At 64.2% G+C, this 19,973-nt stretch carries 13 protein-coding genes, 1 tRNA gene, 2 pseudogenes and 1 other annotated feature; of the genes and pseudogenes, 5 read left to right on the top strand and 11 right to left on the bottom strand.

Annotated features, from left to right (window positions below):
• Positions 1-104 precede the first annotated feature (104 nt).
• The 3 genes and pseudogenes from xseA to rdgC form a co-directional block, all read right to left on the bottom strand.
• Positions 105-1,468 (bottom strand): annotated as a pseudogene (gene xseA, locus EBS_RS05080) (exodeoxyribonuclease VII large subunit).
• A 322-nt stretch (positions 1,469-1,790) separates the two neighbouring features.
• On the bottom strand, positions 1,791-2,063 hold the full coding sequence (locus tag EBS_RS05085; RefSeq protein ID WP_052199321.1) for a hypothetical protein: 273 nt from the start codon (positions 2,061-2,063) through the stop codon (positions 1,791-1,793).
• Positions 2,064-2,259: 196 nt separating this feature from the next.
• A complete protein-coding gene (rdgC, locus tag EBS_RS05090; RefSeq protein WP_043107644.1) occupies positions 2,260-3,165 on the bottom strand; it encodes a recombination-associated protein RdgC in 906 nt (301 codons plus the stop codon).
• Between the two features lie 215 nt (positions 3,166-3,380).
• On the opposite strand from rdgC, the gene rapA reads away from it, so the two are divergent.
• A complete protein-coding gene (gene rapA / locus EBS_RS05095; protein WP_331711266.1) occupies positions 3,381-6,047 on the top strand; it encodes an RNA polymerase-associated protein RapA in 2,667 nt (888 codons plus the stop codon).
• 6 nt (positions 6,048-6,053) lie between these two features.
• Here rapA and EBS_RS05100 read toward each other — a convergent pair whose 3' ends face one another.
• A complete protein-coding gene (locus tag EBS_RS05100) occupies positions 6,054-7,793 on the bottom strand; it encodes a SulP family inorganic anion transporter (protein WP_043107645.1) in 1,740 nt (579 codons plus the stop codon).
• A gap of 336 nt (positions 7,794-8,129) precedes the next feature.
• On the opposite strand from EBS_RS05100, the gene EBS_RS05105 reads away from it, so the two are divergent.
• Positions 8,130-8,206, top strand: a tRNA-Arg gene (locus EBS_RS05105).
• A 348-nt stretch (positions 8,207-8,554) separates the two neighbouring features.
• On the opposite strand, the gene EBS_RS05110 is transcribed toward EBS_RS05105, so the two are convergent.
• The 7 genes from EBS_RS05110 to EBS_RS05140 form a co-directional block, all read right to left on the bottom strand.
• A complete protein-coding gene (locus EBS_RS05110) occupies positions 8,555-9,943 on the bottom strand; it encodes an L-serine ammonia-lyase (RefSeq protein ID WP_043107646.1) in 1,389 nt (462 codons plus the stop codon).
• A 769-nt stretch (positions 9,944-10,712) separates the two neighbouring features.
• Entirely contained in the window at positions 10,713-11,984 is a 1,272-nt protein-coding gene (gene moeA, locus EBS_RS05115) for a molybdopterin molybdotransferase MoeA (protein WP_043107647.1), read from the bottom strand.
• Positions 11,944-12,513: a molybdopterin-guanine dinucleotide biosynthesis protein B gene (gene mobB, locus EBS_RS05120; protein ID WP_052199322.1), complete on the bottom strand. Its 570-nt coding sequence runs from the start codon at positions 12,511-12,513 to the stop codon at positions 11,944-11,946. Before mobB ends, moeA begins: the two co-directional genes overlap by 41 nt.
• Entirely contained in the window at positions 12,510-13,091 is a 582-nt protein-coding gene (gene mobA, locus EBS_RS05125) for a molybdenum cofactor guanylyltransferase MobA (protein WP_231892848.1), read from the bottom strand. The genes mobB and mobA overlap by 4 nt, the downstream gene beginning before the upstream one ends.
• A 13-nt stretch (positions 13,092-13,104) precedes the next feature.
• Positions 13,105-13,827, bottom strand: a complete 723-nt coding sequence (locus tag EBS_RS05130; protein WP_052199323.1) for an ABC transporter ATP-binding protein — start codon at positions 13,825-13,827, stop codon at positions 13,105-13,107.
• Positions 13,824-14,525, bottom strand: a complete 702-nt coding sequence (locus EBS_RS05135; RefSeq protein WP_043107649.1) for an ABC transporter permease — start codon at positions 14,523-14,525, stop codon at positions 13,824-13,826. Before EBS_RS05135 ends, EBS_RS05130 begins: the two co-directional genes overlap by 4 nt.
• A 1-nt stretch (position 14,526) precedes the next feature.
• Complete coding sequence (locus tag EBS_RS05140; protein ID WP_043109283.1) at positions 14,527-15,363, bottom strand: substrate-binding domain-containing protein; 837 nt, start codon at positions 15,361-15,363, stop codon at positions 14,527-14,529.
• Between the two features lie 73 nt (positions 15,364-15,436).
• On the opposite strand from EBS_RS05140, the gene EBS_RS05150 reads away from it, so the two are divergent.
• From EBS_RS05150 to EBS_RS05160, 3 genes and pseudogenes are all read left to right on the top strand, one after another.
• Positions 15,437-16,656, top strand: a protein-coding gene (locus tag EBS_RS05150; protein WP_148307646.1) for an IS3 family transposase whose coding sequence is annotated in 2 segments (ribosomal slippage) — positions 15,437-15,719 and positions 15,719-16,656 — 1,221 coding nt in all. Because the reading frame shifts where the segments join, the coding sequence is not laid out codon by codon here.
• Positions 15,715-15,831: a sequence feature (AL1L pseudoknot), on the top strand. It overlaps the preceding gene by 117 nt.
• 35 nt (positions 16,657-16,691) lie before the next feature.
• Positions 16,692-17,318 (top strand): annotated as a pseudogene (locus tag EBS_RS05155) (TAXI family TRAP transporter solute-binding subunit); the annotation flags it as partial.
• Positions 17,319-17,378: 60 nt separating this feature from the next.
• The gene (locus tag EBS_RS05160; RefSeq protein ID WP_052199325.1) at positions 17,379-19,967 is read left to right on the top strand and encodes a TRAP transporter permease; all 2,589 of its coding nucleotides are present in this window, start codon (positions 17,379-17,381) and stop codon (positions 19,965-19,967) included.
• Positions 19,968-19,973 lie beyond the last annotated feature (6 nt).

Genomic DNA, 19,973 nt, shown 5'->3' on the forward strand with positions numbered 1-19,973 from the left:
CGCCCGGTTCCTCCGCGGATCGGGAGTCGGCCCGAGAGTGGTGCCGTCGGCGGGGCGAGGTGGGTACAGGACTTCACCTCGACGGAAGCCCAGCGGGCCGAACCTCACTCCGCTTCCGTTCGTCCCGTGACGCGTGCTCGCAGGCGCCCGCGGGCGAGGCGGATCTCCAGCTCCTCGCCTTTGGCAACCTGGTTCGCATCGGTGACCAGGCGACCGTCGGCTGCACGCAGCACGATACTGTAACCGCGTTCCAGGGTGGCCAACGGGCTGATGACCGCCTGCAACTGGCGCGCCAGGGCGGCCAGGCGCTGGCTGCGAGCGTCGAGGTGATGTCGCATGCCGGCATGCAGGCGGCGTTGCAGAGGGACCAGGCGTTCGCGCAGCCGGGACAGGGCGCGTTTCGGGTTCAGGGCGCGCAGGCGGCCGGCGCGTTGTTGCAGGCGTTCGTGCTGCCGTTGCAGATGGCGTTGCATGGTGCCTTGCAGGCGCCATTGCAGTTCGTCCAGGCGTTGCTGCTGTTGTTGCAGGCGTGTTCCGGGGTGATTGCGTGACAGGCGTTCCTGGAGGAGACGCAGCCGCTTTTGCGTCTCGCGCAGGTTGCGGTGCATCGCCTGTTTCAGGCGTTGCGCCAGGCGTTGGCATTGTGCGCGCAGGACCTGGCCGTCGGGCGTCACCAGTTCGGCCGCCGCCGAGGGCGTGGGCGCGCGCCGGTCGGCCACGAAGTCGGTGATGGTGAAATCGGTTTCGTGACCCACGGCGGAGACGATGGGAATCCCGGCTGCCGCGATGTCCCGTGCCAGCCCCTCGTCGTTGAAAGCGGCCAGGTCTTCCTCGGCGCCGCCACCGCGCGCCAGGATCAGTACATCCACCTCGGCGCGGGTCAGCGCAATGGCCCCAGTGCCTGGCGCAGTTCCGTCACTGCATCGGCACCTTGTACCGCGCTGGGGTAGAGGATTACCTCGGCTACCGGGTAACGCCGCTTCAGCACGTACAGGATATCGCGCAGCGCCGCCCCCGAGGGCGAAGTGATCACGCCGATGCGCTGCGCCCAGGCGGGCAGGGGGCGCTTGCGCGCGGTATCGAACAGGCCTTCGGCCCGGAGTCTTGCCTTCAGTGCCTCGAAAGCCGCGCGCAGGGAGCCGGCTCCGGCGGGTTCCATGTGCTCGATGACGAGCTGGCAGTCACCGCGCGGCTCGTACAGGGTGACGCGGGCGCGCGCCAGTACCTGTTCTCCGTCGCGTGGCACGAAACGCAACAGGTTGCGCCGGTTGCGGAACAGGGCGCAACGGATCTGTGCCCGGCCGTCCTTGAGGCTGAAATACAGGTGTCCCGAGCGCGGGGTGCTGAGGTTGGAGATCTCGCCCTGTACCCAGATCAGTGGAAAGCTGCCCTCGAGTACATGTCGCAGCTCGCTGTTGAGACGGCCGATGGTATAGATGTCGCGTTGGGAAGGATCGGGACCTGGCATGGCCCGATTATCGCAGAAGATGGGGGCCGGACCACTAGCCCGGATATCGCACCAAGTCGAGGATGGGCGGTCCAGCAAGTCATTGTGTGCAAGGGTTTATTTGAAGTTCAGAGCCGCTTTTACGCAGAGACACTTCGTTTCCGCCCATCCTCTGCGCCGGGCCTTGCGGCTTTTCGCTCGCGCTCGCTGGCTCTTCACGAAAGCCGTAGCGATGGCTACGCCTTTCGCTCCAGAGCGGCGCGAGCGCGGCTGCAAAGTCCGCAAGCATCCGGCGCCTTGGTGCAATATCCGGGCTATCGGATCCGGCCCCGGCCTGTGTCACTCAGTACAGATAGGAGGGATTGCCGGCGTTGGCATTGTCCCGGGCCTGCTGGACCGCCAGCCGTCCCTGTTCCTCGGCCTTGTTCGCCAGCTTGATGGCGGTGGCATAGTCGCCCTTGGCTGCGGCCTTCTCGGCGGCCTTGATGATCTTGGCGGTATCGCGCCATTCGTTCTTCAGCGCGGCGGCCGCCTCTTTCGTTTCGGCCGTCTGGCAACCGGTGAGGGCGATGGCAGGCAGCAGGGCCATGGCGAGCATCAGGGAACGCGTCTTCATGATCTTGGGGTTCTCCTCGAGTCGGGGTTATTGTCGCTTTGGTGGACGTCCGGGCTCCGGCCCGTGACTCAGACAAGACGCAGGGGCAGCCGAAATATTCCCTGCGCCGATGCTTTCTGTGCATTCCATGAAGGGAGCCCGGATTGCCCTGCGGGGCGGTGGTGGAGGCTGCTCCTCGCGGACTGTGATAGGGGGGTCATCCTTCTTCGATACCGCCAAACACCCGGGTCAATGCGGGAATGAACTGCGACAGTTCGCCGGCCATCAAGGCGAAATCCGCGTCGAAGCGGGCTACGGCGTCGTCGGCGGCAATGTCGGCAGCCTCGTCCATGACGAGATCGGTGAAGCGCAGGCGCCGGATGGTCAAGTCGTCGCCGATCACGCAACGCACCCGTTCCGCCCATTCCATGGCCAGGCGGGTGACCTGCATGCCGGCATCGAGATGCGTACGCACCTCTTCGCCCGCAAGGTCCAGCCGGCGCACGCGGATCACTGCTCCGTTTTCTACCGGTTCGCGCAGTTCGCACTCGTCGCCCGGTGTGAACTGTTCGGGCAGCCCACCTTCCAGCCAGCGGGTCATCGACAGGGCAGGGGAGTGGTTGACCGTCAGCGGGCGTACCTTCAGTGAACCAAGACTTTCACGCAACAGGTTCAGAAAGGCCTCGGCACGCTTCGGCGTGGCGGTGTCGATGACGATCCAGCTGGCCGCGGGGTCGATGTAACCAAAGGTGAGTTGCGAACGGGTGAAGGCGCGCGGGAGCAGATCGATCACGATCTCGTCACGCAGCTTGGTGCGCTCCTTGCGTCCCACCGGGCGTGCCTCGGCAGTTTCGATCTGTTCCACCTTCTCGTCGAGCGCCTCGCGGACCACGGCCGCCGGCAGGATGCGCTCCTCGCGCCGAAGACACAGCATCAGCCGCCCGTTGGCCGCATGCACCAGCTGCTCGCCATGTTTCCCGAGGGGGGCTGTCCAGCCCTCGCGATAGGTGTCCAGCCCACCGCAGGGCTGGAAGCCTTGTGCCTGTAGCTGTTCGTGCAGGCGGACAGGGTCGGATTCGAATTCACCGCCGAGGCGGTAGAGCGAAAGGTTGCGGAACCACATGCGTTGCACCTGCCGAGGGAAAGGGCGGCGATTATGCCATGCCTGGCGGGGCAGACAATGTCCGGGCGGCGAGTTCGAAGGCCTGTCACGCAACGGTGTGTGCGGGGTCTCGAAAGCCTCTCTGCCCTTCGGCCGGTATTCTGTGAAATGTCGCTGGTAGACGATTTGAGGCTGGAAACGGCTACAATGCGCGCCCTTTGACCGAGGAGTTGCAAGTGCTGCCCGGACAACGCTGGATGAGCGAGGCCGAGCCCGACCTGGGGCTGGGGATGGTAATCGAGGCGGACGCCCGCCGGGTGCGGGTGTTGTTCCCGGCCACGGGCGAGGAGCGGGTCTATGCGCGTGAAAGCGCGCCGCTGGCGCGGGTGCGCCTGTCCGAGGGCGAGACCCTGGTGACCGGCGAGGGCAACCGGCTGGGCATTGTGGCGGTGAGTGAGCGTGGGGGCTTGCTGGTGTACCGCTGCGAGGACGATGCCGGGCAGGTTCTGGAGGTTCCGGAACAGCAGATCGATGCGCGCATGCGCCTGAACCGGCCTCAGGACCGCCTGTTGTCCGGGCGTCTGGATGCGGATACCTGGTTCGACCTGCGCCGGCGCACCTGGGAACGGATGGAGGCGGCCTGGCGCTCGCCGGTGTTCGGACTGGTCGGTCCCCGGGTGGTGCCGATTCCACACCAGTTGTACATCGCGCACGAGGTCGCCGGCCGTCCCGCACCGCGCGTGTTGCTGGCCGACGAGGTCGGACTGGGCAAGACCATCGAGGCCGGCTTGATCTTGCATCGCCTGCTGCTGGGCGGGCGCGCGCAGCGGGTGCTGGTGGTGGTGCCCGAGGCCCTGTTGCATCAGTGGCTGGTGGAGATGCTGCGGCGCTTCAACCTGCGTTTCGCCTTGTTCGATGGTGAGCGCTTTGCTGCCGGCGACAGCGCCAATCCCTTTCTCGACGAGCAGCGGGTGCTGTGCAGCCTGGAGTTCCTGGTGAGCGCGCCCGAGGTGGCGCGTGCCGCCCTGGCCGGCGAATGGGACCTGCTGGTGGTGGACGAGGCCCATCACCTGCACTGGTCGCCCGAGGAGAGCAGTCTGGAGTACGAACTGGTCGAGGCGCTGGCTGGTCACACGCCGGGCGTGCTGCTGCTCACCGCTACGCCCGAGCAGTTGGGCCGCGCCGGGCATTTCGCGCGCCTGCTCGATGGCGAGGCGCTGGATGCGGCGGACCGGGCGCTGCTGGCCGAGACGTTGGGTGAGGTCGATGACCTGGCGCCCGAGGTGCTGGTGCGCCGTCTGCTCGACCGGCACGGCACCGGCCGGGTGTTGTTCCGCAATACCCGGCAGGCGATCCGCGGTTTTCCGGGACGGCAGCCCCGGGGCTATCCTTTGCCGCTGCCGGCGGACTACCGCAAGGTGGCGCACGAGCCGGCGCCCGAGGTGCATTTCCCGCGCAAGTGGCCGCGCATCGACCCGCGCGTCGATTGGCTGGTGGCGCTGTTACGCGAACTCAGGCCCGAAAAGGTGCTGGTGATCTGCGCGCAGGCCGCCACCGTGGTGCGGCTGCGCGACTGGCTGTTCGAGACCGAGGGCCTGCACGTGGCGGTGTTTCACGAGGGCATGGAGATCGTCGAGCGTGACCGCGCAGCGGCGTGGTTCGCCGACCCGGAGGAGGGATGCCAGGCGCTGATCTGCTCGGAGATCGGCTCGGAAGGACGCAACTTCCAGTTCGCGCATCACCTGGTGTTGTTCGACCTGCCACTGGAGGCCGAGCTGCTGGAGCAGCGTATCGGCCGGCTGGACCGCATCGGTCAGGCCGAGACCATCCGTATTCACGTGCCTTACATGGAAGGTTCGGCGGGCGAGGTGCTGTACCGCTGGTATCACCTGGGGCTGGGAGCGCTCGAGGCGACCTGTCCGGCCGCTGGCGCGGTGCAGGAGGCGCTGGCGGCGCCCTTGCGCGAGGCATTGTGCGAGCCGTCGAGGACCGATGCCCTGGTGCGTGAGGCGCAGGTCCTGGTCGAGCGCCTCAGCCGCGAACTCGAGGCCGGGCGTGACCGCCTGCTGGAGCTGCATTCGCATCGTCCCGAGGTCTCGGCGGCGTTGGTCGAGGCCGTGCGCGCACAGGACGGTGATCCGGATCTGCCAGCCTGGTTGCACGACTTCTGGGATGCCTGGGGCGTCGAGCATACCCCGGGGCGCGGCCTGTCCGAGGTGGTGCGACCGGGCGCCCACATGCGCCAGGAGCACTTTCCCGGGTTGCCGTCATCGGGGATGACGGTCACCTATGCGCGTGACGATGCGCTGGCGCACGAGGATCGTGCCTTTCTCACCTGGGAACACCCCATGGTGCGCGGGGCCATGGAAATGCTGACCACCAGCGAGCTGGGCAGCGCGGCGCTCCTTTTGTGCCGGCACCCGGATTACCGCACCGGTACGGTATTTCTCGAGCTGCTGTACGTGATCGAGTGCCTGGCACCGCGAGACCTGGAAGCCGACCGTTACCTGCCGCTTGGGCCGCTGCGTTTGTTGCTCGATGCGCAGGGCGAAGACCGCGCTGCCGAGTTGCCGCCGGAGCAGCTGAGGGGACAGGACCTGGCGCAGAACCGCAAACTGGTGGAAACGGTTCTGCGCTCCCAGGGTAAGCGCCTGCGTGCTCTGTTTCAGCTTGGAGAGGAACTGGCCGGCCTGCGATCACGCGAACGGGTGGGCGAGGCGCTCTCGCGCATGCGCCGCGAGCTGGACGCCGAGTTGGAACGCCTGTCTGCGCTGGCGGAGGTCAATGCCAATGTGCGGGAGGACGAACTCGAACAACTGCGCGCGCGGCGCGAGCGCCTGGCGGTCCACCTGGGCGACGCCCGGCTGCGCCTGGACGCCGCCCGTCTGGTGGTGATGGGCTGAAGCGTCTCAGCGGCACTCCTCGAAGATCTGCGCGTTGCAGGTCTTGCAGATCTCGTGATCGAAGTGGTGGTGGTACAGGGTGTGGAAGGCCTGTCCCTTGTTGTCGAAGAAGTGATCGTTGCCGATGCAACGGACGAAGTGCGCGCGCGCGGCGGCCTCGTACACATTGGGCTTGAGCCCCACGAAATACAGTCCGCCTCCCAGCTTGCGCAGTTTCTCGTTCTCGGCGATCAGGGCCTCGAAGCCTGCGAGGTCGATGAAGTTGATGCCGGTGCCCACGATCAGGATGTGATAGATCCGTTCGTTTTCAACAATAGTCGAGAGCCGGTTGACCACGTGGTTGACCGAGCCGAAATAGATCGACATGTCGATACGGATGATCTTGAGCTGCGGGCACTGTTTGACCGGCTTCTCGTCCAGCGGCACCAGCTTGCGATGGGGGGTGCCCGGTTCACCATCCAGCGACAGGGTGGGAATGGCCGGTGTGGAGGTCTTGGCCAGGAAGAACACCAGCGACAGCAGCACGCCCATGTAGATGGCGAACTCCAGTTCCAGGAACAGGGTGGCGAAGAATGTGGTCAGCAGCACCGCCGCTTCGGACCCGCTGAAGGTCAGCGCCTCGCGGATGTGATGAAAGTCGATCAGGTTGTAGGCCACCAGCAGGATGACCCCGCCCATGGCCGCAATCGGCAGGTAGGCGGTCAGCGGTGCGATCAACAGCACGATGCCCATCAGGATGACCGCCGCGAACAATGCCGACATGGGTGTGCGCGCCCCGGCGGCGTAGTTGATGCCCGAACGAGTGAACGAACCGGAACCGGCGTAGGCGGAGAAGAAACTGCCGAACATGTTGGACAGGCCCTGGCCGATGAATTCCTGGTTGGAGTCGATGCGCTGGCCCGAGCGGGTGGCCACCGCGCGGCTGATCGAGACTGCTTCGATCAGGCCCAGCAGGGCCACGGCGAAGGCCTGGGGTGCGAGCTGGCGCATGGTGTCGAAACTGAAGTCGGGCGAGGACAGCGGCGGCAGATGGGCCGGGATCTCGCCGACCAGCGGAATGTTGGGATCGAACTGGCTCAGGTACATTGCCAGGAGGCTGCCGATGACCATGCCGATCAGCAGGTTGGGTAGTTTGGGCAGGTATTTCTTGGCCAGCAGCGCCGAAACCAGGGTCACCAGGGCAATGGCCAGCAGGCTGAAGTTCAGGTGACCGATATTGCTGAAGATGTCTCCCCAGGTGTGCAGAAAGGATTCACCCTTGGGCACGTGGATGCCGGTGATGTGCTTGACCTGACTGGTGGCGATCAGGATGGCCGCGCCGGCGGTGAAGCCGATGACTACGGTGTGCGAGACGAAGTTGACCAGCGATCCCAGGCGCGCCACCCCGAAGGCAAACTGGTAGACCCCGGCCAGGAAGGTGAGTGTCAGTGCCAGGTTGATGAACTCGGGCGAGCCCGGTTCGGCATGCTGGCTCAGGGTGGAGAACACCACGATGGAGATGGCCGTGGTGGGGCCGGAGATCAAGTGATACGACGATCCGAACAGGGCCGCGATGATCGGCGTCACCATGGCGGTGTACAGGCCGTATTCCGGGGGCAGGCCGGCGATGGTGGCGAAGGCCACGCCCTGCGGCAGCACGATCACCGCGCCGGTCAGTCCCGCGAAGAAATCCGCTCGCAGCGTATCCTTGTTGACAAGGCGCATCCAGCGCAGGAAGGGGAAGAACAGGGCGAGCTTGCTGGTCATCGCGGGTCTGGCCTCCGATTGGGGGGATGTGGTTCGGGTTTGGAGAAGTGTCGTTTTTCCGGCAACGGGAAGCCTCAATCTGGCGCCTGGACGCAGATCACGGACGAATCGGGGAGTCGATGCCGGATCAATAAGACCCACTAATATTAGGGCATTCTTATCTATCCGACAAGGGGGGAAGATTCATCCTGGAACCGCAGCCATCGCGTCGATATTCAGTCGGGGGCGGGCCTTTGGGGGTTGATCGCCTCTCGCCCAGGCGCGCATGTGGAAGACGGTGCGATTGACGGTTGACAAGCTCGTCCATGCCGCTAGAATTCACGCCTCCAAAGCGAAGCGCCCGTAGCTCAGCTGGATAGAGTACCTGGCTACGAACCAGGCGGTCGCACGTTCGAATCGTGCCGGGCGCGCCATATTCCGAGGCCTCTGCAAACGCAGGGGCCTTTTTTGTTGTGCTGTGGGCAGATGTACGATTCGCACGCGCGACGCAACCAAAATGGTTGCGTTCGACAAGCGGCGAAGCCGCGCAGCCCACGCCGGAGGCGAGACATCGTGCCGGGCGCGCCATATTGCCTTCAGAATCGGCCGGTTAGTGTTGCAGGGGTTTCCGGCTTTTTCTTTCATCCGACATTAATCCGACAATTTTTCGCGACAGCACCGTCAGCACCGGGGTGTTCGCGGTCGATCAGTCGGCTCAATGTCCCCATTGGAAAACGCGGCTCGGCGTCACCCGGCCATGAGGTGTGTCGTTGCGGGTGTCCTCAGCATTCGATGATGCTCACGGCCAGTCCTCCCCGGGAGGTCTCCTTGAACTTGGTGGACATCTCTTCCCCGGTCTGTTTCATGGCGGCGATGCAGTGGTCGAGGGGCATGAAGTGTTGCCCGTCGCCGTGCAGGGCGAGGGTGGCAGCGACGTGAGCCTTGATGCCCCCGAAGCCGTTGCGCTCGATGCAGGGGACCTGGACGAGTCCCTTGACGGGGTCGCAGGTCATGCCGAGGTGATGTTCGAGGGCCATTTCGGCGGCGTGCTCGATCTGCGCGGGGGTGCCGCCGCGCACCGCGCAGAGTCCGGCCGCAGCCATTGCCGACGCGGAGCCGACCTCTCCCTGGCAGCCGACTTCGGCACCGGAGATGGAACTCCGGTGTTTGATGAGGCCGCCGATGGCGGCGGCGGTGAGCAGAAACTCGCGGGCCTGTTCGGGGCGGCTGTCTTCGTGGCGCATGTAGGCGTACAGGATGGCGGGAATGACGCCAGCGGCACCGTTGGTGGGGGCGGTGACGACCATCTGGCCGGCGGCGTTCTCTTCGTTGACGGCCATGGCGTAGGCGCAGAGGCGGATGTTCAGCGTGTCGGCGCATTCGGGTGTGTTCTCCACCTGCCGTAGCAGGCTGGCGGCCCGCCGGGGAATGTTCAGGCCGCCTGGCAGCACGCCCTCGGCCTCGAGGCCATTCATGACGCAGCGCCGCATGTATTGCCAGATACGGTCGAGCCCGGCGTCGAGCGTGGCGGGGGCATGGCGGGTGAGTTCGTTGGCGCGTTTCATCTCGGCGATGCCGAGGCCCGAGGCCGTGGCCATTTCAAGCATGCGGCGCGCGGAATCGAAGGGGTAGGGTACGTCGGGCCGCGGCGCAGACTCGGGACTGTGATTTTCTCCGTCCTCGGCCAACTCGTCGGCGCGGGCAATGAAGCCGCCGCCGATGGAGAAGTAGGTTTCGGTGACGATCGGGTTGCCGCTTTCGTCGAGCAGTTCGAGGATCAGGGCGTTGGGGTGTTGCGGCAGCGGGGGGCCATCGTCGAAGACGATGTCTTGCGAGTAGTCGAAGGTGACGCGCCGGCCGTCGTCGAGAGTGACAGCGGGTTGGCCGACGGTGCGTGCGACGATGGCGTCGAGCCCTTCGCGGGCCACGTCTTCGGGCAAGTGACCGTGCAGGCCAAGCAGGACGGCGCGGTCAGTGGCGTGGCCGCGTCCAGTGGCCGAGAGCGAGCCCTTCAGGGTGCAGCGTATGCGTGTGGCGTGGGGGATGCCTCCGGTTCGCTGGGCATTGGTCAGGGTCGTACGAAAGCGGTATGCGGCATGCATCGGCCCCATGGTATGGGAACTTGATGGCCCGATACCGATTTTGAACAGATCGAGGGTGCTGATGAACATAGCGCCTCCTGGGGGCTGCCGTCGGGGCTTGTACGTTGGACCGGCCGTGCCGATGCCCGGTTGCGCGAGCCGTGGCTCTCGTGCGGGGCGTGCCGCCGATCTCGTCGTCGGCGAGGTCATGGTATCTGCTCGGCTTGCCTGGCGTGGACATGCTGCCAGCTTGTCTCGTCATCGCGGCGTGGCCTGCGATAGTAGCAGCACCGTTCTCTGGTTGGGTATGCCGGTGCGTTGTCTGTGCGATATGTCTCCGATCCTGCGTTCTGTACGCCTTGCGCTGCATCCCCTCCGCTCGTTCGGTCAGCGTTTTTCCTGGACGGACGCGCCGTGCGATGTGGAGAGCACCGATTGGAGCGCCTGGCGTCGTGGGGTATGGGCACCAATGCGCTGGCCACTGCGCTGCGGTGGCCCGCTGTTTCAACGGCACGCCGATGTACTGGATGAACCTTCAGGCGGTTTATGAGTTGAATGCGGCACGGCACAAGCAGAACGAGATTGTGCGCGAGGTGCTGCCGTTGCAGAGGGCTTCTTGCAGTCCGGAAGATCGGATCGCTGTTCTTTCAGCAGAAAGGGAACGAATCGTCACCCTTTGTCGCGCCTCGCGGGCGATCTCAAGTGTCTACCAGCGTCCCTGTACGCTGCTCCCTATCGACCTCGGTTCAGTCGTGAACGCGCGATCCAGTGACCGCGCTAAAAGACTCAAAACAGGTTCACTCACTTGCAAGGCAGAAGCTGGAGACTGGTCCAGCGCTGCCTTGAAGTGACCAACGTGTCAGAACAGCGTGGCGAACGGTTGCACTCGCACCTTGTCGCCTGGCTTGACATCGGCCTGCTCTTCGTCGAGCAGGATGAAGCAGTTGCCGCGGCTCATCGAGGTGAGGATGCCGGAGCCCTGCTGGCCCACGCTCTCCACGACAAAGGAGCCGTCGTCCTGCTGCGAGAGTATGCCACGCAGAAACTCGAAACGTCCCGGCCGCTTGCGCAGCGCTGAGGTGCAGACGGCATCGAGTATGAAGGGCTTCCAGCGCGTTCCGCTGGCCAGCTGTTGCAGCGCCGGCAACACGAACTGGTAGAAGGTGACCATGACCGCCACGGGGTTGCCCGGCAGCCCGAAGAAGAGGGCATTACCCAGCTTCCCATAGGCGAGGGGGCGTCCGGGCTTCATGGCGATCTTCCAGAAGCGCATCTCGCCCAGCTCTTCCAGTATGGGCTTGGTGTAGTCGGCCTCGCCTACCGAGACGCCGCCCGAGGTGATCACCACGTCGGCCAGCTGCCCGGCGGTCTGAAACGCCTCGCGCAGCGCTTCCGGTTCATCGCGTACCACCCCCAGGTCGAGAATGTCGGCGTCGAGACGGCGGAGCATGCCGTGCAGGCTGTATCGGTTGCTGTCGTACACCTCGCCTTCGCCCAGCGTTTCGCCAATGCCCCGCAGCTCGTCGCCGGTGGAGAAGAAGGCCACTCTCACGCGTCGGCACACAAAGACTTCGCCGATGCCGATGGAGGCGAGAATGCCGAGATCGGCCGGGGTGAGGCGTTTGCCCGCATGCAGCACGGCGCTGCCTGCGGCGATGTCCTCGCCCGCGCTGCGCACGTTCTGGCCACGGCGGTGCCCGCTGCCAATACGTATCCGGCCGTCTTCGAGCGCCATGACATGCTCCTGCATCACCACGGTGTCGGTGCCCGCCGGCATGGGGGCGCCGGTCATGATGTGCACGCACTGGCCGGGGCCACAGGTGCCATTGAAACGGCCGCCCGCCGGCAGGGTGACGATCACTTCCAGGTCGACATAGGCATCTTCCGGCAGCTGACTGCCGTCGAGGGCGTAGCCGTCCATGGCGGAGTTGTCATGGCCCGGCACATTGATGGGCGAGATCACGTCGCGGGCGAGCACCCGGCCCAGGGCAGAGCGCAGGGCCACCCGCTCTTCACCCTGCAGAGCGGGCAGCGATGAGAGAATCTTCTCCCTGGCCTGATGGACGGTGAGAACCTGGGGCTCCCGGTCGTCAGCGCAGCTGGGAGCAGTGCGGATGATATGGCTCTGCATGTTCTGAGCTCCTGTGTTGGTCAATGAACCAGAAGATGAACTGAGCGATCTTCTCTGGTTGATTGATGTCGAGCTGGGGCAGAGAGGTCTCCAGCGGAGTGTCGGCCGCCACGGCGATGATGTGGCGGTCGTGGGGGTGGAGAAGCGGCTTGCCCAGGGCGCGGCGGTGCAGCTCGATTTTGGGAAAAGCCGCCCGTTTATAGCCCTCCACCAGCACCAGGTCAAGCTGGGCCGGGTCCAGGCAGTGAAGAACTTCCTCCAGTGCGGGTTCTCCTGCTTCTTCCCGCATCTCTCTGATCATGGCGATGCGTTTGCGCGAGGCGACCAGCACCTGGTCGGCACCTGCCGAGCGGAGTTGGTAGCTGTCCTTGCCCGGCTGATCGACCTCGAAACTGTGGTGGGCATGCTTGATGACGGCTATGGTCAGGCCCTTGTTTTTCAGGATGGGCAACAGCTTCTGCAGCAGATGGGTCTTGCCGGTGCCGCTGTAGGCGCTGAAGCCCAGCAGGGGAACGGGGTATTGGATCATCGGTCCTGCCCACCTCCTTCCAGTTCGTTGCGCTCGTCCAGCGTATTGATGTTGACGAAGGCCTCCGGCCGATCGGAGAAGTTCACCACCGCCATGCGGTGCTGTGCGTACCAGTGGTCGATCTTTCTCTTGCCGCTGCCGAGGTAGGACGCCAGGTCACCCGACAGCGCTGTGGTGATCAGGGCATGCACCGGTTGCAGACGGTCACCGTCGTGGGCCACGGCGATCTCGGCGTCCGCATCGGCCATGGCGCGCCAGAGTCGCGCACCAAGATCCGCAGGCGGGCGCGGGACGTCGCAGGGAACCACCAGCAGCAGCGGGGTGGGGGCCTTTTTCATGGCGGCCAGGATGCCGGCCAGCGGTCCCTGAAAGCCCTCCAGCTCGTCGGAAAGCACAGGATGGCCGAAGCGGGCATACGCCGGCTGATTGCGGTTCGCATTGATGAGAAGGTGGGAGACCTGAGGCTCGATCGCTTCGATCACATGGGCGACGAGAGGCCGGCCCTTGAGTTCCACCAGGCCCTTGTCCTTGCCGCCCATGCGGCGTCCCATGCCGCCGGCCAGTATCACAGCAGTCATCTGAGGCTGTTGCTTATGCATAGTCCCGCCGCATCGATACCACATTGGCCGGCTGTGCAGCCGGGTTCATATTCAGTTCCACCGCCTCGACCTTGCCTGCCTGCAGATGCAGCCGCTGTTCCGTCAGTCCCTCGAAATGGAGTGGATCGTGGCTGGCGATCACCAGGGTCATTCCGTCGTTCCGTAGTCGCTGCAGCAATTCCAAGGTGCGTTGGCGGGATTCGTAGTCGAGGTTCGCCGTGGGTTCGTCAAGCAGCATCACCTGCGGCGAGCGCAGCCAGGCGCGGGCCAGCGCCACCCGCTGTCGTTCACCTCCCGAGAGAGTGCGGGCCGCTGTTTTACGGAACGACTCCATACCGATCAGCTGGAGCGCCTTTTCGGTCAGCTGTTCGGCATCCCGTTGCGGCACCCGGGAGCCCAGGGCGAAACGGAGGTTGTACTCAACGGTGCCGTCGAACATGTAGGGGTGCTGATGGAGATACATCACCCGCTGTTGCAGCGTCCGCCGCATCTTGCGCCAGGGTTGCCACGGCTGCTCCGTCAGGCGCAGCCTGCCCCGTTCCGGTTTCTCGAGGTTCGCAAGAATGCGCAGCAGCGTGGTCTTGCCGGCGCCGTTTTCTCCGGTGAGCAGGGTGCAGGAGCCCTTCGGCAGGCTGAACTCCACCTCATTCAGTATGAGGCGGCGCCCGTGGCTTTTGCACAACTGACTCACCTGAAGGTGATATTCGGGTTTCATGACGTTTGCACCCCTTTTCCTTGCACGTAATGGAGGAGTCCGTTCAGCGTGAACGCAAGCAGCAGCAGAATGGCGCCCAGTGCGATGCCTTGGGCAAACTCCCCTTTGCTGGTTTCCAGCGCGATGGCAGTGGGGATGTTGCGGGTGTAGTTGAGAATGTTTCCACCCAGCATCATCGAGGCGCCCACCTCGGCGATGATCCGTCCATAGGCGGCCAGCAGCGCGGCGAGCAGGCCGAAGCGGGTCTCCCTGATCACCACGAAAAAGGCGCGCAGGGGAGAGGCGCCCAGAGTGCGCGCGGTCTCCCATGCGCGTTTGTCGGCCGACTGCAGGGCGGCATGGCCCATCGCCACCAGGATCGGAAAGGCCAGTGCGATCTGCCCCAGCACCATGGCCGACTGGGTGAACAGCAGGCGCCAGTCACCCAGCGGCCCTCTGTTGGAGAGCAGCAGATAGAGCGTCAATCCCACCACCACGGCCGGCACCGACAGCAGCGTGCTGAAGAGTGACACCAGCACCCGCCGCCCTGGAAAACGCAGATAGGCCAGAACAAAGGCGATAAGCATTGCCGGCGGCGTGGCGATGAACATGGCGGTGCCAGAAACCTTGAAGGAGATGGCGATGATCTGCCATAGCGCCTCGTCGCCGCTGATCAGCAGCTCCAGGGCCTTTTCAGTGGCTTCAAGCAGCGCGCTCATGTTACGGCTTCAGCAGAGCGACTTCGTCGGCCTTGGCGTCGGGCTTGAAAAGCTGCTGGCCGTGGAGGGTGAAGGTGGCGATGCGGGTCTGCCCTTCCTTGCCGGTCATCCAGCGGATCAGCGCCATGGCCCCCTCGTGGTTGACGTGCGGGTGAACCTTGGGATTGACCGCAATGATGCCGTAAGGGTTGAACAGCAGCGGGTCGCCCTCGAAGGCGATGCGCAGCGGCAGTTTCTCCTGGTAGGCGAGCCAGGTGCCGCGGTCGGTGAGGGTATAGGTGCCCAGCTCTCCGGCAATTTGCAGCACCTTGCCCATGCCCTGGCCGGCTTCACGGTACCATTTTCCTTCAGGCTTCACCCCGGCCTTCTTCCACAGACCCAGTTCCTTTTTGTGGGTGCCCGAATCGTCTCCGCGGGAGATGAAGAGCGCCTCATGCCGAGCGATCTTGCGAAAAGCGTCTTCGGCATCGCGGGAGTCGCGAACGCCGGCAGGATCGTCGGCCGGCCCAACCAGAACGAAATCATTGTACATGACGCTGAAACGCCGCTCGCCGTATCCTTCCTTGACGAATTTGTCTTCGGCCTTGCGTGCGTGCACCAGTACCACGTCCACATCGCCGTCGCGGCCCATGCGCAGTGCCTTGCCGGTGCCCACAGCAATCACATGCACCTTGTATCCGCTGCTCTTTTCGAAGTGTGGCAGCAGTGCCTGCAACAGCCCCGAGTTGTCGGTACTGGTGGTGGTTGCCAACCGGATCACCTGCTGCGGCTCACCGGCCTGCGCAACAGAAAACTGAAGCGCTGAAAGTGTGATCAGCAAAAGGGGAAAGATGCGCATGAAAATGTTCCGATCGTTCATGTGAACCGTCCCGGGTTTCCCGGAGACTCCATTTCTTGAGAGGATAGAGTCTATGGATACGAGCAAGAGATATTCCCCTGAGGTCCGGGAACGGGCGGTTCGCATGGTGTTTGATCATCAGGGCGAGCATGATTCCCAATGGGCGGCGATGACCTCCATCGCGGCCAAGATCGGCTGTACGCCGGAGACGCTGCGCAAATGGGTGAGACAGGCCGAGCGTGATCAAGGACTGCGTGAGGGTCTGACGACGTCGGAGCGCGAGCGGCTCAAGGCCTTGGAACGGGAGAACCGGGAGCTGAGGCGGGCCAACGAGATTCTGAAGACGGCGTCGGCTTTTTTTGCCCAGGCGGAGCTCGACCGCAAACTGAAGAGATGATCGCGTACATCGACGATCACAGGGATCGTTACGGGGTCGAGCCGATCTGCGCGGTGCTGCCGATCGCCCCGTCCACCTACTATGAGCACAAGGCCCGTGAGGCCGATCCACAGCGACTGCCGCGGCGATTGCAGCGGGATCGCGCCCTGTCAGACGAGATTCGACGGATCTGGGAAGAGAACTTCCAGGTGTACGGTGCCAGGAAGGTATGGCGGCAGCTCAACCGGGAAAGCATCGAGGTAGCCCGCTGCACGGTGGAACGCCTGATGCGTGTCATGGGGTTGCGGGGTGTGGTGCGAGGCCGCCGTTGCCGGACAACGATCGGCGACACGACGGCGGAACGACCACTGGACCGGGTGAAGCGGCAGTTTACTGCCACCCGCCCGAATCAGTTGTGGGTGGCGGACATTACCTACGTGGCGACTTGGACAGGGTTTGTCTATGTGGCGTTTGTCGTGGACGTCTATGCCCGACGGATCGTGGGCTGGCGTGTCTCCCGGTCGCTGAAGACCGACCTGGTGCTGGATGCGCTGGAGCAGGCGCTATGGTCGCGCCAGGACACAGAGGGCCTGGTGCACCACAGTGACCGAGGCTGTCAGTACCTGTCGGTGCGCTACACGGAGCGCCTGGCCGGGGCCGGCATTGATGCCTCGGTCGGTAGCCGAGGGGACTCCTATGACAACGCTCTGGCAGAGACGATCAACGGTCTGTACAAGGCCGAGGTTATCTACCGGCGAGGCCCCTGGAAGCATAGGGAGGCGGTCGAATATGCCACTTTGGAGTGGGTGGACTGGTTCAACCACCGGCGGCTGCTGGAGCCTATTGGCAACGTGCCACCGGCGGAGTTGGAAGCGGCGTATTATCGCCAACAGAAAGAGTCTGCCAAGGCGGCCTGACTCAAACAAAACAGTCTCCGGAATATCCGGGGCGGTTCACCATTCACCCCGAGCCGTTCACTGTGGTGGCGCGCGCCGATGCCGGCATCAAGAACTTCGACGACCTGAAGGGCAAGCGTGTCAACGTGGGTAACCCGGGTTCCGGTCAGCGCGGCACGATGGAAGTTGTGATGAAGGCCAAGGGCTGGACCATGAAGGACTTCAAGCTGGCTTCCGAGCTGAAGTCTTCCGAGCAGTCCAAGGCGCTGTGCGACAACAAGATCGACGCCATGGTGTTCACCGTCGGTCACCCCTCCGGCTCGATCAAGGAGGCCACCACTTCCTGTGATGCAGTGCTGGTGAACGTCACCGGTCCGGCGATCGACAAGCTGGTTGCCGACCACGACTACTACCGCAAGGCCACCATTCCGGGTGGCATGTATCGCGGCAACCCCAACGACGTACAGACCTTCGGCGTGGGCGCCACCCTGGTGACCTCGGCCAAGGCGCCTGACGAAGTCATCTACAACCTGGTGAAGGCGGTGTTCGAGAACTTCGACACCTTCCGTAAGCTGCATCCTGCCTTCAACAACCTGAAGAAGGAAGAGGTGATCAAGGATGGCCTGTCCGCTCCGCTGCACCCGGGTGCGGTCAAGTACTACAAGGAAGTCGGTCTGATGTGACCGCCTGACGACAAGAAAGACCTCGCACACGAGGCTGTTCTCAACGAGGGGGGACCGTCCATGGCCCAGGACGACAAGCAAGCTGTGCCCGATCTTCAGACCGCCGAGGCGATCATTGCCGAGGCCGATACCGGGGCCCGGGCGCCCAAGGGAAAACTGCCCAAGGCACTGCTGTTCGGCATACCGCTGGTCTGGTCACTGTTCCAGCTGTGGTATTCGTCGCCACTGCCGTTTACCTTCAATTTCTTCATTCTGAACGACACCGAGGCCCGCGCCATCCACCTGGCGTTTTCCATCCTCCTGGCGTTCATTGCCTATCCCACCTTCCGCTCCTCCCCGCGTGACTATATTCCCGTGCAGGACTGGATCGTGGGCCTGGTCGGCGCCTTCTGTGCCGCCTACCTGTACATCTTCTACGCGGAGCTGGCCGACCGTCCCGGCAACCCGACCAACGTCGACCTGGTGGTGGCGGTGACCGGTATGGCGATACTGCTCGAAGCCACGCGCCGTGCCCTGGGGCCACCGCTGATGGTGGTCGCCGGCGTGTTCATGCTCTATGCCTTTGCCGGTCCCTGGATGCCGGACGTGATCGCGCACAAGGGGGCCAGCCTGACCAAGGGCATGGGGCACTACTGGCTGTCCACCGAGGGCGTGTTCGGCATCGCGCTGGGCGTCTCGACCAGCATGGTGTTCATGTTCGTGCTGTTCGGCTCGCTGCTCGAGCGTGCCGGTGCAGGCAACTATTTCATTCGCGTCGCCTTCGCCGCCATGGGGCACATGCGCGGCGGGCCGGCCAAGGCGGCGGTGGTGTCTTCGGCGCTGACCGGCATGGTGTCGGGCTCGTCGATCGCCAACGTGGTCACTACCGGCACCTTCACTATTCCCTTGATGCGCCGCGTGGGCTTCAGCGCCGAGAAGGCAGGTGCGGTCGAGGTGGCCTCGTCCACCAACGGTCAGCTCACGCCACCCATCATGGGCGCGGCGGCCTTCCTGATGGTGGAATATGTAGGCATTTCCTACATTGAGGTCATCAAGCACGCCTTCCTGCCGGCGCTGATCTCCTACATCGCCCTGGTCTACATCGTGCACCTCGAGGCCTGCAAGCTGAACCTCAAGGGTCTGCCGCGTCGCAAGCCCAGCAATCTGCTGCGTGCACTGACCAGCTTCCTGTTCACGGTCCTGGTGCTCATGGTGCTCACCGCCGTGGTCTACTACGGTCTGGGCTGGATCAAGACCGTGGCTGGCGAGGCCACGCTCTGGGTGGCTTCGGCGCTGCTGGTGGCCGCCTACATCAGCCTGGTCAAGCTGGCCTGTACCGTGCCCGAACTGGACACCAGCCACGAGATCACCGAACTGCCCGATCTGAAGGAGACGGCCACCGCCGGCTACTACTTCCTGCTGCCGGTGGTGGTACTGATCTGGTCGCTCACCGTGGAGCGGCTGTCGCCCGGTCTGTCGGCCTTCTGGGCCACGGTGTTCATGATGTTTGTGCTGCTCACCCAGCGCCCGATCAAGGCCTTCTTCCGTGGCCAGACCGGGCAGGGCCATACCCTGCGTGACGGCTTCGATGATCTGCTGCACGGCCTGTCGGAAGGCGCGCGCAACATGATCGGTATCGGCGTGGCGACTGCGGCGGCCGGCATCGTGGTGGGCACGGTGACACTCACTGGCATCGGCCTGGTGATGACCGAGTTCGTGGAGTTCATCTCCGGTGGCAACCTGCCGCTGATCCTGCTGTTCACCGCAATGATCAGTCTGATCCTGGGCATGGGTCTGCCGACCACCGCCAACTACATCGTGGTCTCTACCCTGATGGCCCCGGTGATCGTCACCCTGGGTGCGGAGCAGGGATTGATCGTGCCGCTGGTGGCGGTGCACCTTTTCGTGTTCTATTTCGGCATCCTCGCCGACGATACCCCGCCGGTAGGACTGGCGGCCTTTGCCGCGGCGGCCATTTCGCAGGGTGATCCCATCCGCACCGGCATCCAGGGTTTCGCCTACGACATCCGCACCGCCATCCTGCCGTTCATGTTCATCTTCAATACCGAGTTGCTGATGATCGGCGTGGAAGACCCGATACACGTGGTGGTGGTGATCCTGGGAGCGGTGATCGGCATGCTGACGTTTGCGGCGGCCACCCAAGGATGGTTCTTCACCCGCAACCGTCTGTGGGAGACCCTGGCGCTGTTGCTGATCACCTTCACCCTGTTCCGCCCGGGTTTCTGGTGGGACCAGATCTATCCGCCATTCGACGAGCATCCGGGCAGCGAGGTCGTGCAGCTGGCCGCCGCGCAACCGCCCGGCAGCCGCCTGCGCCTGACGGTAGCGGGTGAGAAGGACAGCGGCAAGGCCTTCCGCAAGACGGTGATCCTGCCACTGGGCGAGGGGCAGGACGGTAAGGCGCGCCTGCTGGCGGCCGGTATCGAGCTGCGCGAGGAAAATGGCAAGGCGCTGATCGACAACGTGGTCTTCGGCAGCCCCGCTGAAAAGACCGGGTTGGACTTCGACCAGGAGATCGTCAAGGTGCAGATGCCGACGGGCCGACCAGCCAAGCAATGGGTGTTCGTGCCCGCCCTGCTGCTGGGACTGATCGTCTTCCTGCAGAAAGCACGCGCGCGCCGGCAGGGACCGGCGACGGCCACCGTTTGAGGGAGT

Origin of the sequence: endosymbiont of unidentified scaly snail isolate Monju (assembly GCF_000801295.1) — a bacterium.
Taxonomy (GTDB): domain Bacteria; phylum Pseudomonadota; class Gammaproteobacteria; order Chromatiales; family Chromatiaceae; genus MONJU.

What these genes read in the sequence shown, in the direction of transcription:
- EBS_RS05085 (WP_052199321.1), bottom strand. Translation starts at nt 2,063, where the DNA reads ATGAAGACGCGTTCCCTGATGCTCGCCATGGCCCTGCTGCCTGCCATC.
- rdgC (WP_043107644.1), bottom strand. Translation starts at nt 3,165, where the DNA reads ATGTGGTTCCGCAACCTTTCGCTCTACCGCCTCGGCGGTGAATTCGAA.
- EBS_RS05100 (WP_043107645.1), bottom strand. Translation starts at nt 7,793, where the DNA reads ATGACCAGCAAGCTCGCCCTGTTCTTCCCCTTCCTGCGCTGGATGCGC.
- EBS_RS05110 (WP_043107646.1), bottom strand. Translation starts at nt 9,943, where the DNA reads ATGTTCATCAGCACCCTCGATCTGTTCAAAATCGGTATCGGGCCATCA.
- moeA (WP_043107647.1), bottom strand. Translation starts at nt 11,984, where the DNA reads ATGCAGAGCCATATCATCCGCACTGCTCCCAGCTGCGCTGACGACCGG.
- mobB (WP_052199322.1), bottom strand. Translation starts at nt 12,513, where the DNA reads ATGATCCAATACCCCGTTCCCCTGCTGGGCTTCAGCGCCTACAGCGGC.
- mobA (WP_231892848.1), bottom strand. Translation starts at nt 13,091, where the DNA reads ATGACTGCTGTGATACTGGCCGGCGGCATGGGACGCCGCATGGGCGGC.
- EBS_RS05130 (WP_052199323.1), bottom strand. Translation starts at nt 13,827, where the DNA reads ATGAAACCCGAATATCACCTTCAGGTGAGTCAGTTGTGCAAAAGCCAC.
- EBS_RS05135 (WP_043107649.1), bottom strand. Translation starts at nt 14,525, where the DNA reads ATGAGCGCGCTGCTTGAAGCCACTGAAAAGGCCCTGGAGCTGCTGATC.
- EBS_RS05140 (WP_043109283.1), bottom strand. Translation starts at nt 15,363, where the DNA reads ATGCGCATCTTTCCCCTTTTGCTGATCACACTTTCAGCGCTTCAGTTT.
- EBS_RS05160 (WP_052199325.1), top strand. Translation starts at nt 17,379, where the DNA reads ATGGCCCAGGACGACAAGCAAGCTGTGCCCGATCTTCAGACCGCCGAG.